Here is a 15,264-nt window from a genome sequence, read left to right on the forward strand (position 1 = left end):
GGGTGGTTTACAACCTCTGTTTCCTCAGTTTCTGCTATGGTAATAATGGTGTATTGTCATTATCCTCAAAATCAACTGAAAGTTGTTGATTTCCTCGGGATGACATCCTTAACCTAATAGCATTGGGGAGCCCACACGGAGTATTATCTCACCTCTGGATCATAACTTTTCTTGTATAGTGCTTTCCCTGAAGACTAACCCTCACCAAATACAAACCAGGGGGGATAGAAGACAAGTCGATATTTGTTTGATCTGCATTTATCTTTTCGGGTAGCTTTAATATAGCCCCACGGGGTGAAATAATCTCTATTTGATACCTGGTACCCGGAAAGCTTGTTTGAAAATAGAGCCTTTTATTTGCGGGATTTGGATATAGTAGAAAAGGATCAGTTATTTGATCCTGTTCAGATGTTGGGACTGCTGTTCTACGGGCGGAAGTTGTTGCGATGGTGCGGAGCTCGACTTTGAAAGCTGCATCAAAAACGCCATACGCGATATTGCCGTACCAAAAATTACCACCGGCATATACATTGGAGTAGCTGTACTTTAAAGATGAATTGGTGAGCAAAATGGTATACTGTTGCCCATTGCTCAGCGCAGGTCCATTTTGTAAACTGATGGTTTGCCAGCCGGCCGATTTGGATATATTGCTTTGCTCAAAGAATGCCGAACCCGAGACTGTATTCCCTTCATATATTTTAAGGGTTGAATTGGATATGGGATTAACCAAATTGAATAAAACTGAAGTCGGAGTACCATCAACCGGTGAAGTAAAAGACTGTCCCATGTTTTGATTATTGTTGTAGCTTAATATACCATTTCCATGGAGCTGTTCAATAGTTACGACAGAACCTCCGTCACCGGTCGGTAGAGTCGTTGCGGAAATTATATTACCAGTGGCACGTTCTCCTGCTAACCCAATGGCTGTCACCTTATAATGGTATTTTGTGTCGGGTGAAAGCCCCGTGTCATTATAATCTTCAATATTAGCTGCCAAATTGGCCACGGTGCTGAATCCGTTTTCCGGATCTTCTGACCTCTCCACTTCGTAGGCTGTTTCTGCAGTGGATTTATCACGCCAGGTCAGCCGGATTTCATTGTCAGAAATGCCTACAGCCTGAATATTGTCAGGAGCCTCCAGTGGTGACATGGATGAGCCTGTAATACCGAAGAACTCCGCAGCGTAGTAGCTGGAGAAAAAGTTGACATCTGTAGCATAAGATCCGGTAGCGCCTCCCTGGTATTCTCCTGAGCCAGGATCAACTGCTACGGCATGTCCCATGCCGGTAATACTATATGAGACAACAACGTCTTGTTCGCTGCTATTTCGATAACTCTTTTTAGTCACTGCCGGATTACCAACAAACGGATTAATTTCTTCGTCAGAGGTTTGATCTACACCATGAACATCCGTCCACTGCTCCATTAATTCTCTCTGATTCATAAAATATACCGTATAGTCGGATGTGCCATGAAAAGTGGCCAGCCTGGGCCAGGGGCCGCTATAGGAAGGGTAGGCATTTTTTACCAGGCTTCCCAGTTCCTGCGGAGACTTGTTGACATTCCCAAACATAGCCATAAATGCTGCATTGGAGCCAATGGCTACCTTGTAAGGAAGTCCGCTCATTACAGCCCCGGCAGCGAATACATCAGGGTAGGTGGCCATCATTACTGTTGTCATGGCACCGCCTGCGGAAAAGCCGGTGACAAAAACACTGGTATTATCTAAGGAATAATGGTTTTTCATATAATCGACCATAGATTTTAAAGAAGCTGCCTCTCCCGAGCCACGGGCAATGTCCTGACTTTCAAACCAGTTGAAGCATTTGGATGAATTGTTGGCGCTGTTCTGTTCCGCGTAAATGACGTGAAAGCCATAACTATCAGCAAGGGAATTCCACCCGCTTTCCAGAGCATACGAGGTGGCGCTTTGTGTACAGCCATGAAGTGCCAGTACCAAAGGGGCGTTATCAGGTACAGCGGGCGGAGAATACACATACATAGCCAGATTACCCGGATTGGAGCCAAAGTTGGTTACCCTGGTTTGAGGTAAGGCTATGCTATAAGTGAGAAATAGTGCAAGAAGTAGAGTGAGCCTTTTCATTGTAGTGAGGGTTTAGGTTATTTAAAATGGTTTTGAGATAATAGCCATTTTTGAAGACAATTAAGGTGTATTACCCAAGTGGTTATCTCATATTACCACTTACTGATGAAAAGGAGAATGTATGAGCCCAAATAAAACACTATGACTTTACTGGATTATAAATATGCTTTCGTGCTTATTGTATTGATTATCAGTAGGAAATAGCGTGATGAAAATTGGTGGACTTTTCATCGTTTGCCTGAGGCGTATGTGTTAGAAATGGTTAGAAAAAAGTAGGTTCCAGCATCAACTGAAACCTACATTATCTGACAAAACTTACTATTTAGTGTCTCTAAGAAAACGCCAATGTCTGCGTTACGTTTGCCCCAAAAATGCTCTCGTACCCCAGTACGCTCCGCTTTTTGGCACTTCATCCCGCTCTTTGGCGGGAACGTTTTCTTAAAGCCACTTAGAGTTTTCTTACAGCCACTATTTATTTTATAGCAGGAAGGTCGATCTTCAACTCTACAGAATAAAGCCTTCCGATGAATGGTGAAGCAGTAAATTCTCTGAATTCTGCATCGAACAGGTTAGTGACCTGACCGGAAACGGTAAAGATATCATTGATATGGTACCCCACACCAAGATCAACATTCACAAAGCCTCCTAATGGGCCGTAGTTCCAGGTATCAGCGCTTCTGGCATCTTCCACCACAGGTACCCCTCTGTAAACAAGATCCTGTGTTTTTGCCGCGATCTGGAAGCTTGAGAAGTAGTCGTACTCCTGTACCCAACGGGTAAATACCGTTCCGAAGAATTTATCACTGCTATAGTTCAGGCCTACTCCAAACTTATGGGTAGGTGCATTCACCAGCACATCCAGCTTATTTACCACACCATCTTTGTTGAAATCATTTTCCTCCAGGTTATCTTCATCTACAGAATAATCGAAGTAAGAGTAGTTAAAATCAAGATTCAGATTAGGGGTGAAACTGTAGTTAAGGCCTATGTCAAATCCGTAAGTGTTCACTTTCCCGAAGTTGACATAGGTGGCTACCAGACCCTGGTATACCGCATAAGCGTCCTGTACTTCTGATGTAGGCTGGTCACCTCTATGTGTGGTAACTCCTATTACCGTTACCGGGCTCAGGAAGTCTTCGGAGATATTGTAATATGCATTGGCATCCAGGAATAGCTTCTTAGCTGCTTGTCCTTTATAGCCAATTTCAAAAGTCTGGATCTTTTCCACCTTCTGTTTCTCTACTTTTGAGCCATCTGCCAGTGTAAACCCTTCAGCATTGCCCAGGATCAGGCCTGAGAAAAGGTTGCCATACATGTTAAGAATAGTTGGTGCAGCTATACCCTGTGCGTAGGTCAGCCTGAATGAACCGTTGTTAACAGTTTTTACTATTCCTGCTTTCGGCACAAAGTTGAAGCCGTAGATCTCATGGTTATCACCTCTGAATGCAGTTGTTACTTTAAATCCTGATCCAAATTCACGCTCTAACTGTCCATATATGCCTGTTTGGTCTACTTGTATGTAGTCTTTTTCATTATTGTCCAACAGGTAGGTGCCGTGGCTGTTGGCGAGGTCGCGCTGCCACTGTGCTCCCAGCACTATATTGAATTCGCTGAGTGTAGTATTGTATTGTACTTCGGCATTGTAACGCTGTGAGTCATCGATAAACCTGGCTCCGCTTGAGTAGGAATATTCACCCCTGGCTTCTGCATCAGGTAAGCCGGTATCTATGCCTATGTAGTATCTTTTTGTTCGCTCATCGATGGCATAGGTATCATCGGTTTTGCTGGTAGTCATATAAGCCTGGGCGAACCAATGTGGTGAAGTATATTTCAACGAGTAATAGCTGATCTTCCAGTCTATGATCTGGTTCCGGCCCACGTTGGTGGGCGCCAGGTAGGTACTATTACTACCACCCCAACTGGCTATAATGTCGGCATCATCCGATACGTTGTAGTATAATGAGGCGCCCCCTCTAAGGAAACTGAAATCATTATCCAATTCAAGTTCTTCGTATCCTTCTTTGATACCATCCCGGCCGGGGTTGCCACTGGCATTTAGCCTGTCTATGTATACGGAATCGGCAAATTCAAATTCCTCGCCTTTGGTGTATTCTCCGGTGACCTTAATAGCCCATCTGTCGTTGAGCGCCTGGGCATGTCGCAGGCGCGCGGTGAGCATACTCTGATTACCTGCTCCGAGTGCGAAAGTGGTCCCTTCCGAGCTTCTGGGGTCTTTCGTGATGGTGTTGACCAATCCGTTGTGCGCATTGGGGCCATAAAGCGCTGCATTAGGGCCGAGGATAACTTCTATCCGGTCTACATCTTCCTTTATAATAGTCCCCAAAGGGCCGAAGGGCAGGCCTGTGGCTACCAGGGTGGCATAACGTCCATCGTTGATCTGCAGGTTCTTGGAGTTAAAGTTGCTGTTAAAACCACGGATATTAATACCTGTACCAACAACACCTGATCTCACAAATTCTACGCCTTTTACACGTGCCAGTAATTCTCCCGGGTTGAAAGAAGGCAATTCGACAATTTGCCTCGAACTGATCAACTGGATGGTAGCAGGAGTTTCTGTAAGCTTTTCAGCCCTTCGTGTACCCGATATCACCACCTGATTGGATAAAAACAGGAGGGAGGGACTTAGGCTGATCGTTCCCAAATCGGTGATGTTGCCTGATACGGTAACTGACTTTTCCACCTCTTCATAGCCAACGAAACTGACTATTAATGCATATGAACCATCATCAACGTTAGATATGGTGAAGTTTCCGCTGAGGTCTGTAGTGGCTCCCTTTGTTGTTCCCTTTAGGGTTACATTAGCTCCCACGAGAGGCTCGCCACTGACTTCAATTACCTGCCCTTTGATACCTCCATCCTGCGCCTTTAACGAAAAGGATAACAGAAGCAAGAGCAGTGAACATATTGTAAAAAAATTCTTCATAGTAGGATAGGGTTAATTGTTACCTCTAACCTAATCATTGCTGAGAGGGCATTAAACCAGCATAAAAATAAGAAAGGGATGACTTTGAAGCTATTTAGCTTGTGTTTTTTATGTAACTATCTGTTTTATAGAAATTTATGTGCTAAAAATGTAGTGATGACTTTATTTCTTTGATGATGTGCGGAACATGTATCTGCAGGTCATCGAGAAGGTCTTGAATAACAGATGATTTGTGGTGGTTGGTCAGGTAATCTTTGCCTGAAGTTGTTATAGCTTCAATCAACTTGTCCTCAGCTATTCGTCCTTCCATATACATTGACATTTCATAATACCACCTGATAGTGGGCAGGTAAATTGGTTTTTTCTGGTCTTCCCGGTCGCGTACAAGCAGTCCGTACCTTTTACAGGTATGTATCACCTTTTCATACTTTTCCTGCAGTAGGAGTGAATTGAGGTATGCCGTAAAGAAGATATACCATCTTTTGGCCAGTACATGCTCTTTGTTGATCCTCAAAAAGCTCTCAGCGTATCGCTCTCCATCCTGCGGCTGGTTGTTGAGGTTCAGGCACTTCACATAAAAAGCGACAAAGCCGATCTTATTGTGAAAGTTATGGGAAATTTTCATTTCTGTCATAGACTCCTTTAGCAGACTTAGGGCCTCGTCAATCTTTCCTCTTCTCAACAGAATAGAACTGAAATTGGTCAGGTATTGCAGATGGTCCGCATTTTTTTGCCGGATGGAGAGGTAGCCATATTCTTCGGCCTGTTGAAGCACATCAAATTTTGAATGAAGCATCAGCCTGTTAGCATAATAGTTGTACAAGATCCTCCTGGAGTAGAAGAAGCCTTTGGCCAGCAGGCCGTCCAGATGGTCATAAAGCGTTTTCAGCTTATCAAATTCTCTATAGTTGAAGTACATGAAAGTAAGCCTGATGATAGCGAAATAGCGGTTGTTGCCATCCAGTTGTTCATTATAAAAGATGTCGGTGAGCCAGCTTTCCCAATGACGTGATTCCGTGTTGTTAAGAGAGTATTGATCGATGATATCTACGGTGGCCTGGTGTAGCTTCTGATTTACCTCCCGGGCCTTGTCATACGGATCTTTGTAGGCAGTGATGAACTGGTTAACGATCTTATGGTCATCATACCGGAGCCTGATCAGGAGAAAATGCCGGAAGTTGAGCATGAGCTCGTAGTATTTCATGAAATTATAGATGGGATGTCTATAGCTTTTGATGGTTTTGAGTAAAAGCAACTCATCTTCTGGCGTAATGGAGTCGGTCATGACCTTCCTGTCCATTTCATTGATCCATTCAAAGTGTTTGTCGACATTGATGTCGTCCAGCCTGGCATCGATCCAGTTTTTGAGGTTGGTATATTTTCTTTTGTCGATGGAGGTGTCGTAGGACTCGGCTCTGTTGAAGTTATTGCTATTGTGGGCAATTTTTTCGAGGATGCTCTTTTTCTCTGGGTCTTCAAAATTTTCAACGCCCAGCAGATAAGATGCTTCATGAGGGAGTATCTTTTCTGCATATTCGCTAAACTTCTTTAGTTTCTTTTTAACGGCCATAATGGTTTGCTTCGTTTCTGATCTGCATAGATCCCTACTTGGGTCGGGATGACCGCCTGGTGGAGAGTAGATTACCTCCATTATCTTGTCATCTCTCGTGTTGCTCCTCATGGTCGGGATGACCTGGCTTTGTAAAGCTTGTCCTTCATCGCGCGGTCATCTCGACTGTAAGGAGAGATCTATTCATCTCTGAACTTCTACCTTTAAATACATTCCCCCTAACGAAGGTTACTACCTGCCATTTTATTACCATAGCTATCTTCTTACCAAGAGCAAAGGCCAAAATGCAGTAGCACCTTTGCTGCGATCTTGATCTGCATAGACCCCTCCTTGGGTCGGGATAACTGCCTGGTGAAGAGCAAATTCCTCTATTATCGCGTGTTGTTCCTCATGTTTGGGATGTCCTGGCTTCGTAAAGCTCGTCTTTCATCGCCCGGTCATCTCGACTGCAAGGAGAGATCTATTCATCTCTGTGCTTCTATGACTGCTCGGTAGTGACACGTTTTCAATCCCATCATTTTCCATGCTATACCCGATTTATTACCTTCCTCCAAGAAAATCAACAATAATCCTATTGAATATATCAGGTTTTTCGAAGGGAACAAAATGTCCGCATTCGCGGATCATTTTTAGCTGACTGTTCGGGAGTTGCTCGTGTCCTTTTTTTGCAATGTCGGCAGTGGTCACGGCTTTATGTAAGATCGGGTTTGGAATTAGCGCATCATTTTCACCATAAACCACCATAACAGGTTGCTGAAGATCCTTTAATTGTTGAAATACCGGCTCATCCAGCATTCCCGATACCCCTTTGGATATCGTCTTGCAGTATAGCATGAAATCTTTAGCGGCTGTCATCTTGATGCGATCCTGGATCATGAATTCTACATCGGCAGTCATTTTATAGAAGTTTAGCCCATAATTAAACCTGATCTGTTCCGGGCTGGCAGCGGCTACTGCCTCCGGTTTAAAAATCGACCTTAGCCAGATGGCTTCTTTCTCATTAAACGTTTCAAAACCTGCAGGTGCCGCGAGTATCAGCGATTCTACTTTTTCCGGATATTGTAGCGCTACGGTCATGCTTACCTGGGCGCCCATGGAATGCCCGACCATAGTTACTTTTTCCAGCTTTAGCTTTTCAATAAGCTGATTGATCGATTGCGCGTAGTAGCTCATCGTGGCATGGGAAAGGCTTTTCGAAGAACGGCCATAGCCGGGGAGATCAATGGCGATACAGCGGTAGTGCTTTTTTAGTTCGGGTATGTTTTTCTGCCAGGAGGGGAGGTAGGTGGCCAGGCCATGCACAAAAATCAATGTTTTATCTCCCCTGCCTTCATCTACATAAGCAATGGTAGTGCTGTCGTTGATATCCAGGTAATGGGTTGTAAATGAATAGGGTTTAATAATGCTGGCGATGGTTCGTTCTTGAGACATAGCTGATAAGGAAATCAGTAATAAGCACAGAGAAAAGAGATATTTAACTTTCATAATGCAATGTTTTTAAAGCTTTCCGATCGATTTTACCGCTATCATTTTTGGGAAGCTCATCGATGGTTACAAAGTATTTTGGTATCTTAAATTTAGCCAGTTTGTCACAGCAAAAGGATTGAATTCCATCAGTCTTGTATCCTTCCTTTATTACTATGTAAGCCTTGCCTACTTCACCCCATTTATCATCCGGTACACCGACAACGGCTACTTCGCTCACCCCTTCAGCAGAGATCAGCACTCGTTCTACTTCAGCAGGGTACACGTTCTCCCCGCCGGAAATAAACATACACTTTTTCCGGTCGACCACATACAGGTATCCCTCATCGTCTTTTTCCATCAGGTCCCCGGTCCTGAACCAGCCATCACTGATCGCCTCTCTGGTGGCTTCTTCGTTTTGCCAGTAGCCGGGGGTAACCACCTCACCTCTGAGACAAAATTCACCTATCTCACCAGGCCGCACTTCCTGCATGTTTTCATCGAATAGTGCGGCTTCTACATAGAAATTTGGCTTGCCGATCGACCCCAGCTTGCGTTCTGCATCCTCCTGGTGCAACGAAGTCAGGTTCGGGCCTACTTCCGTTAACCCATAGCCCTGTCTGATGCTGATGCCTTTGTTGTGCCAGCGCTTGATCACGGGGTGGGGCAGGGCTTCGCCACCTACAATGAAGTACCTGAGTTTTTCCAGTTTTACTTTATCAAAAGCAGGCGCATCCATCATCATTTTAAGCATAGTTGGAACGCCCATAAAAACAGTGGACTGCTGTTGATCCAGCAGATTTAACAGGTGTTCTGCATCAAATTTCTTAACAATGCCTACAGTAGCGCCCCGGTGGAGCATTGGGGTGAGCAGTACGTTCCACCCGCCGGTATGAAAGGCAGGCATGCAGTTGATGGTGTGGTCATTCGGGGTAAGCGCCAGGCTCATGGTGGTATTCAGGCTATTCCAAAATAGCATCTTGTAAGTATATATTGCCCCTTTCGGGAAACCGGTAGTGCCGGAAGTGTATAAAATGAATAAGGGATCATCTTCACGCAATGATACAGGCTCGGTTTCTTTGATAGCTATTTTTTCTATGAGTGCGGAAAGGTCCTCGAGTATTTCAGTATGGATCGACCTGGCGTTTTTTAACAATGCTACCTTTTGAAGAAATTGCCGATCGTGTAGTATGAGGGCAGGGCTACAGTTTTCTATTAAAAAATCTATCTCGGCAGGTGCCAGCCTGTAGTTGACTGGCACGATAATAATACCACACTTCTGAGCTGCTCCAAACAATGTGACCAATTCCAGGCTATGTTCTGCGACCACTAGTACCCGATCTCCCTTGGTTACATTCCAGGCCCTGAGCAAAGCCACAAGTTTAATGGCGTTGGTATTTAAATACGAATAAGTGAGGTTTCGTTCCGTTTCATACTCCTCAATCGCAATCTTGTCAGGATTGTAAATGGCCCACTTGCTTAACCAGTCTTTAGTGTACATATACTTTCTCTTCCCGTTTGTTTGACGCTAAACTGAAATAATAAATTACTCCACCAACGAGCAGTGAGCTCAATATGGCAAATGTTGAAGCAATGGCGGGGTTGTTTACCGGTTCTTTCATGTAGGGAGTTATTTGCCCATAATAAACGCCAAAATGCACAATTATAGCCGTAATTGATGCTGAAAATACTGCTGTTAGTGAAGATTTCTTTAAAAATGTGCCAAAAAGCACCGGCACAAAGGCAGCGGAAAAGTAGGCATACACGCCATTTTGAGCGAAAATAGCAACACTGAGGTTAGGGTTTTTCAGTTGCTCATACGAGAGCCCAAAGCTGACAAATGCCAAAGCCACAATCACCATTTTGTTGATGAATACCTGCTTTTTATGTTCATGAAAGCCCAGGTGTTTCCCCACCAAAGGATCGAGAAGGTCGGCTGTGATGGTGGTGCTTAACGATTGTACCAGCCCTTCCAATGTAGAGAGCCCTGCTGAGATCAGCCCCAATATCACCATGATACCCACATAAACAGGGAATTTACTTACCACATAAGCAGAAATCAGGCTATCCATAGGCATGGGTTCTCCGTTAACGGTCAGGTCGGGAAAATATAGCCTGACATATAACCCGGTGAATACGACAGCGAAAAAAATGATCAAGGTGATAATACTGACAGTAAGGTATTTATTTACATCACTGTCTTTTTTCAATAGCAGGCTTTTGGTCATAATATGGGGCTGGCATACAATGGCTATTCCTATGATAAACTGGCAAAAGATGATTTCAAAATAATCGCGGAATAAGAAGCTGTCGGGGTTGACAGGCTTCACCAATTGCTCGTCAATGGCCTGAAGTTGTCCAATGAATCCATCTATTCCCTTTTCAAAATAACTAGTGCCGGATGACAGAAGGATGATAGCGACTACCAACATAAGTGTGGCCTGGATTGCATTGGTATATACCAGGGAATTGGCGCCACCAAACATCATATAGCCAAATACAAATGCGATGACGGCAGCCAGCACCCATACGGGTTCGGCATTCAGGGCGCTGGAAAGCACCTGAGTGAGTCCCACACAGATCAAAACGATGAAGGTGATCAATAGGAATGACAGAAAGGCAAAAAAGATAGAATACCTCTGGCTGTTGTACATTTTTCCTATCCATTGAGCCATGGTTAGCGCCTTTACCGTAGCGCCATATTTTCGAAAACCCTTCGTCATTACAATAAGAGAGATGTAAATAGCCAGTGGCATAACTACAGCAAAGGAGATGACACCGCTGATCCCATAAAGCGCGATGAACCCCGGGTTGATAATAAAGGTGGCGGCACTGGTCATGGAAGCTGCCAGCGCCAACCCAACCGCCACCGGCGAGAAACCAATTGTGCCCAGGGCATAATCACTGATGTTTTGGGTTCTGCGTGCCCCTCTGATCACAAACAACAGCACCACGGCTATGTAAACAATGATCAGGACCCACGTGGCTATTATTTGTTCATTAGAAGCGAGGTCATTCATATTTTAATACTTTATAGCCGCACAGGCGAAAGCCAACCCGCCACCGGAGCCTATCAAAAACAACATATCTCCACGCTGGATCTTGCCATTTTCAATGGCATCGTTCAAAGCCATGGGAATACAGGCCGATCCGGTATAGCCATAATACTTCATGATCTTATGCGCCTTGCTGCGGTCTACACCCAAACGGTCCATTGTTTCATCGATAGAGTTGAAATTCAGTTGGGTGATCAGGTATTGGTCAATATCATCGGGTGTGATGCCGAGCCGTTCACACATCTTCAATGTCATCTCCGTCCACATCACCGGATTGATCTCTTTAGGGAACTTATGTACAAACTTCAACTTATGATCCATCCTGCTGATCACATCGGCATTCACCGGTTCATGTGAGCCACCACTGTAGATGCCCATCCACCCGTTGTATTCACCCTTGGTTTTTAGCTCGCTGGTGATAAAACCATTGTCACTGTTGTTCTCGGCTGATAGTATTACTGCACCTGCACCGTCTGCAAAGAGCGTGACTGTTTTTTTATCAGACATATTGAGGTGTTTGCTCATGGCGTATCCGCCCAGCACCAATATGTTGTTGTACCGTTCATCAGCGGTAATATACTTTGCTGCTACATCAAAGGCAGTTACAAAACCGGCACAGGCAGTGTTGAGGTCGAAAGTGCCGGCATTGACAGCGCCAAGCCGGTCTTGCAGCACGGCAGCGGTGGAGGGGGAGATGTACTCCGGTGTATCCGTAGCTACTATGATCAGGTCGAGGTCACTGGCATTCAGGACGGCCCGCTGGAGTGCCTGCTCGCTGGCGCGTTGGCACAGGTCAGCTACCGACTCATTTTCTGCACACCATCGCCTTTCATAGATATTTACATTCTCTCTTAACCACCCGTCTACATCTTCCCGCAGAAGTTCAGAGAAATAGCTGTTAGGGATTACCTTTTCAGGTACATAGGCACCTGTGGATCTTATAATTGCTTTGCGCATATATTCTTTGATTTCAGAATAGTTAAATTGAAACAGCCCCGTCCACACTCAACACTGTGCCACTGATAAATGCAGCATCGCTTGAGGCAAGAAAGGCGTAGGCATTGGCGATATCTTCAGGCTTTCCGAGCCTGCCCAGCGGTGTTTTGCCTACCATCATATTGATCACCTTCTCTGGGATGGTCTGTATCATGTCTGTGGCAATGAAACCGGGGGCCACAGCATTGACGGTGATATTATATTTGCCCAACTCCTTGGCCAGCGTTTTGGTCATGCCTATGAGTCCGGACTTAGTGGCGGCATAATTGGCCTGGCCGAAATTGCCGTAAAGCCCCACCACAGAGGAGGTGTTGATGATACAACCAGCGCCTTGTTCAATCATGTGCGGTACTACAGCCTGAGTGCAGTTGAATACCCCTGTAAGATTGACATCGATCACCTGCTGCCACTCGGCCAAAGTCATTTTTTTGATCGTGGCGTCACGCGTGATACCCGCATTATTGATGAGGATATCTATTTTTTTATAGGTATTTATTACCAGTTCTGTAGCACGGACAACTGATTCCGGGCTTGTGGTATCTACTTTTATAAAGCTGATACTGCCATTTCCTTTCAGGCTTTCCAGGGCGTGCTGGCCGGCATCATCGCTGATGTCCCATATCACCACCTGAGCCCCTTCTGTTAAAAACTTACTGGCGGAGGCAAAACCTATTCCTCGTGCACCGCCTGTAATGATGGCTACTTTATCTTTTAATTTTTTCATGCTTTTCTACTTTGATGATCCAAAATAGGGTATTGAAGACAGAGCTTCAGTTGGGGATAAAATTGGTGTGTGTTGACTTTTTTGATTATGTTGCTGGAGTTTTATTTTAATTGCTGATTTACAGTGATTTAAAATTGATTTATGAGGGGTGGACTTTAAAAGTTCAATTAGACATTTTCCGCTACTAATGAATTTTAATGTATACCTGATCGGGTATATTTTTGATCAGACGTGGTATGTTTATACAAGAGCTAAAGTATATATGTATGACCGGTGGGCCGGATTGTACGCTCCGCTTTTTGGCACTTCACAAGCCTGGACCTTTGACTTTGAGTTTCCTTATAGACCCTTATTAGTGAATTTTACTCCTTTTTATAGGTAAAATTACCTATGCCTTAATAGTTGAAAACCTTTCTTTTGCTTCAAAAAAGCCGTTTATGACATTTTAGGGGAATAATCCCCGGGCAGAAATTTATTTTTCATTTGTAAGTTGCATTGTCAATAGAAATCAATTTTATGAAGACTATTCTATTTGTTGTGTTGGTTGGAACTATGGGTCTTTCACCTATGCCTGATGCAGATGATCACGGGGTGCAAATACAGCACTCCTCAGCGGCTAAACCTTCCAGCTCGTCCTCCTCTAAGAGGGCAAAGAACATGGAACTTTCTTTAACAAATAAAGAAGATGCTGTAATCAGCAGGCAACAGGAGATTGAAGGGTATAGAACAAGAGGCCGGATCCACCTGTTGAATAATGGCTACCCCGGAAGCAAAAGCGTGAACTGAAATAATGTAGAACCAAATTTTTTAATGTAATGGAAGAAGCACGAAGCATACTCATTACCTACAGAGGCAATATGAAAGGCCAGCGGTATATGGTAGATACTGGTAAAAGAGAGGTTCATGACCTGTTTAACGTCAAAACTAACTGCCAGATCAATGATATAATGGAAGATGGTGGAGACAGACCTTTTCCCTCTTTAATTTCTGCCCATAAAGCAGGTTATCGTGACTGCATCTGGTGTATCGGAGGTTCAAGACGAGATTAGTTTTGGGTTGGGTGATCCAAGCGAATGGATGGGATGGTTAATATAGCCTCCCGTTCATTTTATTTTATTAAAGGATAAAAAGGTCTTTTTATTTTTATTTATCAAATCCAGTCTGTATTTTTGAATAAATGAATTAAAGACCTTTTAATCTTTTAATGAAATGGGAGCATTAATAAGACGTTATAACAGTTGGACAGAGACACTGGAATTTAACAGATTGCTGGTCATGGCAGTCATTATCCTGATACATACATGCGTGGTGGTGCCGCCCACATTACTTCTTATGCTCCATGCAGATGCCGGGGCCATACCTTACCTGGTCATGACCATTTTTTCATTTATGATCCTGGTTTCTAACCTGGCCGTAATGCCTACACGTGTTACCATTTCAATTTTTGTATTGAGCACGATAGCTCATCTGATGATCGTAATTTATTGCCTGGTAGGGTAGTTGTAAATATTAACTTAATCCTTTTAGTTTTTAATGGCTGTCATCTATGCCGTCTGATGGCAGCCGTTTTTTTAGCCTTTCATAATAGAGGTTGACTTCCTGACTGGCGATAGGCGTTGATTTTCTTTTGAAACATTTCAGACATCAGATAGGCACGGTTTTTTGCTTCTTCAGCTTTCGGTCCGCTAAAGAATTCATCAATAGTTTGGTTGAAGAGGTGCAGCCATTGTGTAAAATGTTTATCAGACACAGGTAAATCATAATGTTTGAGGAAAGGGCTCCCCTTATAGGTTTGACTGGCAAATAGCACCGAGTCCCAGAAGGTGTACATTTTCTGAAGGTGAGGGTGCCAGTGTCCCCTGATCCTGCTTTCGAAAACCGGACCCAGAAGGTCATCATGCCTGACCTTCAGGTAAAAATGGTCTACCAGGATCTTTATTTCAGCTAGTCCCTTAATGTCAACAGCCATAATTAAGTTTTTAGAAATACAAGTCCTTTGTCCAGATCCTTGGCAATGTGCTGAATGGAAGTCTTTTCCAGCATAATGCGTAATGACTCGCGGATACTTTTAAATTCATTGTGTATCGGGCACGGCTTTTTTTCAGAGCAAACGTCAACCCCCAGTCCGCAGCCTGTAAATAGCTTATCACCATCAATGGCAGTTACAATATCGATAAGACGAATATCGTGGGCTCCTTCTTCCACATAAAATCCACCATGTGGGCCTTTTGTAGATTTAACAATGCCCAACCGGCTCAGGTTCTGAAGTATTTTGGCAGTAAATGGCTCGGGCGCTTTAATGTGTTTGCAGATATCCTTAATACCTGCTTTTTTGCCTGATGAACTGACCGAAACAATATATATGACGGCCCTTATGCCATATTCACATGCCTTTGAAAACATTCT

At 44.1% G+C, this 15,264-nt stretch carries 14 protein-coding genes; 4 read left to right on the forward strand and 10 right to left on the reverse strand.

The window, feature by feature from the left end:
- Positions 1 to 148: 148 nt before the first annotated feature.
- From C900_RS28510 to fabG, 8 genes are all read right to left on the reverse strand, one after another.
- A complete protein-coding gene (locus tag C900_RS28510; RefSeq protein WP_009580892.1) occupies positions 149 to 2,104 on the reverse strand; it encodes an extracellular catalytic domain type 1 short-chain-length polyhydroxyalkanoate depolymerase in 1,956 nt (651 codons plus the stop codon).
- Positions 2,105 to 2,576: 472 nt separating this feature from the next.
- Positions 2,577 to 5,048: a TonB-dependent receptor gene (locus C900_RS15130; RefSeq protein ID WP_009580893.1), complete on the reverse strand. Its 2,472-nt coding sequence runs from the start codon at positions 5,046 to 5,048 to the stop codon at positions 2,577 to 2,579.
- A 142-nt stretch (positions 5,049 to 5,190) separates the two neighbouring features.
- Positions 5,191 to 6,729: a hypothetical protein gene (locus C900_RS15135; RefSeq protein WP_185113974.1), complete on the reverse strand. Its 1,539-nt coding sequence runs from the start codon at positions 6,727 to 6,729 to the stop codon at positions 5,191 to 5,193.
- A gap of 429 nt (positions 6,730 to 7,158) precedes the next feature.
- Positions 7,159 to 8,103 (reverse strand): alpha/beta fold hydrolase, encoded by a 945-nt coding sequence (locus tag C900_RS15140; protein ID WP_157494043.1) that lies wholly within the window; start codon positions 8,101 to 8,103, stop codon positions 7,159 to 7,161.
- The gene (gene menE / locus C900_RS15145; protein ID WP_009580896.1) at positions 8,093 to 9,583 is read right to left on the reverse strand and encodes an o-succinylbenzoate--CoA ligase; all 1,491 of its coding nucleotides are present in this window, start codon (positions 9,581 to 9,583) and stop codon (positions 8,093 to 8,095) included. The genes C900_RS15140 and menE overlap by 11 nt, the downstream gene beginning before the upstream one ends.
- Entirely contained in the window at positions 9,573 to 11,102 is a 1,530-nt protein-coding gene (locus tag C900_RS15150) for a sodium/pantothenate symporter (RefSeq protein WP_009580897.1), read from the reverse strand. The genes menE and C900_RS15150 overlap by 11 nt, the downstream gene beginning before the upstream one ends.
- A 3-nt stretch (positions 11,103 to 11,105) precedes the next feature.
- The gene (locus C900_RS15155; protein WP_009580898.1) at positions 11,106 to 12,095 is read right to left on the reverse strand and encodes a 3-oxoacyl-ACP synthase III family protein; all 990 of its coding nucleotides are present in this window, start codon (positions 12,093 to 12,095) and stop codon (positions 11,106 to 11,108) included.
- A 22-nt stretch (positions 12,096 to 12,117) separates the two neighbouring features.
- Complete coding sequence (gene fabG, locus C900_RS15160; protein WP_009580899.1) at positions 12,118 to 12,858, reverse strand: 3-oxoacyl-ACP reductase FabG; 741 nt, start codon at positions 12,856 to 12,858, stop codon at positions 12,118 to 12,120.
- 187 nt (positions 12,859 to 13,045) lie between these two features.
- Here fabG and C900_RS15165 point away from each other — a divergent pair, with 187 nt between their 5' ends.
- The 4 genes from C900_RS15165 (at position 13,046) to C900_RS15180 (ending at position 14,358) form a co-directional block, all read left to right on the forward strand.
- Positions 13,046 to 13,240: a hypothetical protein gene (locus C900_RS15165; protein WP_009580900.1), complete on the forward strand. Its 195-nt coding sequence runs from the start codon at positions 13,046 to 13,048 to the stop codon at positions 13,238 to 13,240.
- 134 nt (positions 13,241 to 13,374) lie between these two features.
- Positions 13,375 to 13,644 (forward strand): hypothetical protein, encoded by a 270-nt coding sequence (locus C900_RS15170; protein WP_040496883.1) that lies wholly within the window; start codon positions 13,375 to 13,377, stop codon positions 13,642 to 13,644.
- A 29-nt stretch (positions 13,645 to 13,673) separates the two neighbouring features.
- Complete coding sequence (locus C900_RS15175) at positions 13,674 to 13,907, forward strand: hypothetical protein (protein ID WP_051052858.1); 234 nt, start codon at positions 13,674 to 13,676, stop codon at positions 13,905 to 13,907.
- A gap of 160 nt (positions 13,908 to 14,067) precedes the next feature.
- Entirely contained in the window at positions 14,068 to 14,358 is a 291-nt protein-coding gene (locus tag C900_RS15180; protein ID WP_040496884.1) for a hypothetical protein, read from the forward strand.
- A gap of 79 nt (positions 14,359 to 14,437) precedes the next feature.
- On the opposite strand, the gene C900_RS15185 is transcribed toward C900_RS15180, so the two are convergent.
- Entirely contained in the window at positions 14,438 to 14,827 is a 390-nt protein-coding gene (locus tag C900_RS15185; RefSeq protein ID WP_009580905.1) for a group III truncated hemoglobin, read from the reverse strand.
- A gap of 2 nt (positions 14,828 to 14,829) precedes the next feature.
- Entirely contained in the window at positions 14,830 to 15,261 is a 432-nt protein-coding gene (locus C900_RS15190; RefSeq protein ID WP_009580906.1) for an RrF2 family transcriptional regulator, read from the reverse strand.
- Positions 15,262 to 15,264: the final 3 nt, after the last annotated feature.

The sequence above is a fragment of the Fulvivirga imtechensis AK7 genome (assembly GCF_000331535.1).
Taxonomy (GTDB): Bacteria; Bacteroidota; Bacteroidia; order Cytophagales; family Cyclobacteriaceae; genus Fulvivirga; species Fulvivirga imtechensis.

Coding starts and splice junctions, on each gene's coding strand:
- C900_RS28510 (WP_009580892.1), bottom strand. CDS start 2,104: ATGAAAAGGCTCACTCTACTTCTTGCACTATTTCTCACTTATAGCATA.
- C900_RS15130 (WP_009580893.1), bottom strand. CDS start 5,048: ATGAAGAATTTTTTTACAATATGTTCACTGCTCTTGCTTCTGTTATCC.
- C900_RS15135 (WP_185113974.1), bottom strand. CDS start 6,729: ATGAGGAGCAACACGAGAGATGACAAGATAATGGAGGTAATCTACTCT.
- C900_RS15140 (WP_157494043.1), bottom strand. CDS start 8,103: ATGAAAGTTAAATATCTCTTTTCTCTGTGCTTATTACTGATTTCCTTA.
- menE (WP_009580896.1), bottom strand. CDS start 9,583: ATGTACACTAAAGACTGGTTAAGCAAGTGGGCCATTTACAATCCTGAC.
- C900_RS15150 (WP_009580897.1), bottom strand. CDS start 11,102: ATGAATGACCTCGCTTCTAATGAACAAATAATAGCCACGTGGGTCCTG.
- C900_RS15155 (WP_009580898.1), bottom strand. CDS start 12,095: ATGCGCAAAGCAATTATAAGATCCACAGGTGCCTATGTACCTGAAAAG.
- fabG (WP_009580899.1), bottom strand. CDS start 12,858: ATGAAAAAATTAAAAGATAAAGTAGCCATCATTACAGGCGGTGCACGA.
- C900_RS15165 (WP_009580900.1), top strand. CDS start 13,046: ATGAATTTTAATGTATACCTGATCGGGTATATTTTTGATCAGACGTGG.
- C900_RS15170 (WP_040496883.1), top strand. CDS start 13,375: ATGAAGACTATTCTATTTGTTGTGTTGGTTGGAACTATGGGTCTTTCA.
- C900_RS15175 (WP_051052858.1), top strand. CDS start 13,674: ATGGAAGAAGCACGAAGCATACTCATTACCTACAGAGGCAATATGAAA.
- C900_RS15180 (WP_040496884.1), top strand. CDS start 14,068: ATGGGAGCATTAATAAGACGTTATAACAGTTGGACAGAGACACTGGAA.
- C900_RS15185 (WP_009580905.1), bottom strand. CDS start 14,827: ATGGCTGTTGACATTAAGGGACTAGCTGAAATAAAGATCCTGGTAGAC.
- C900_RS15190 (WP_009580906.1), bottom strand. CDS start 15,261: ATGTTTTCAAAGGCATGTGAATATGGCATAAGGGCCGTCATATATATT.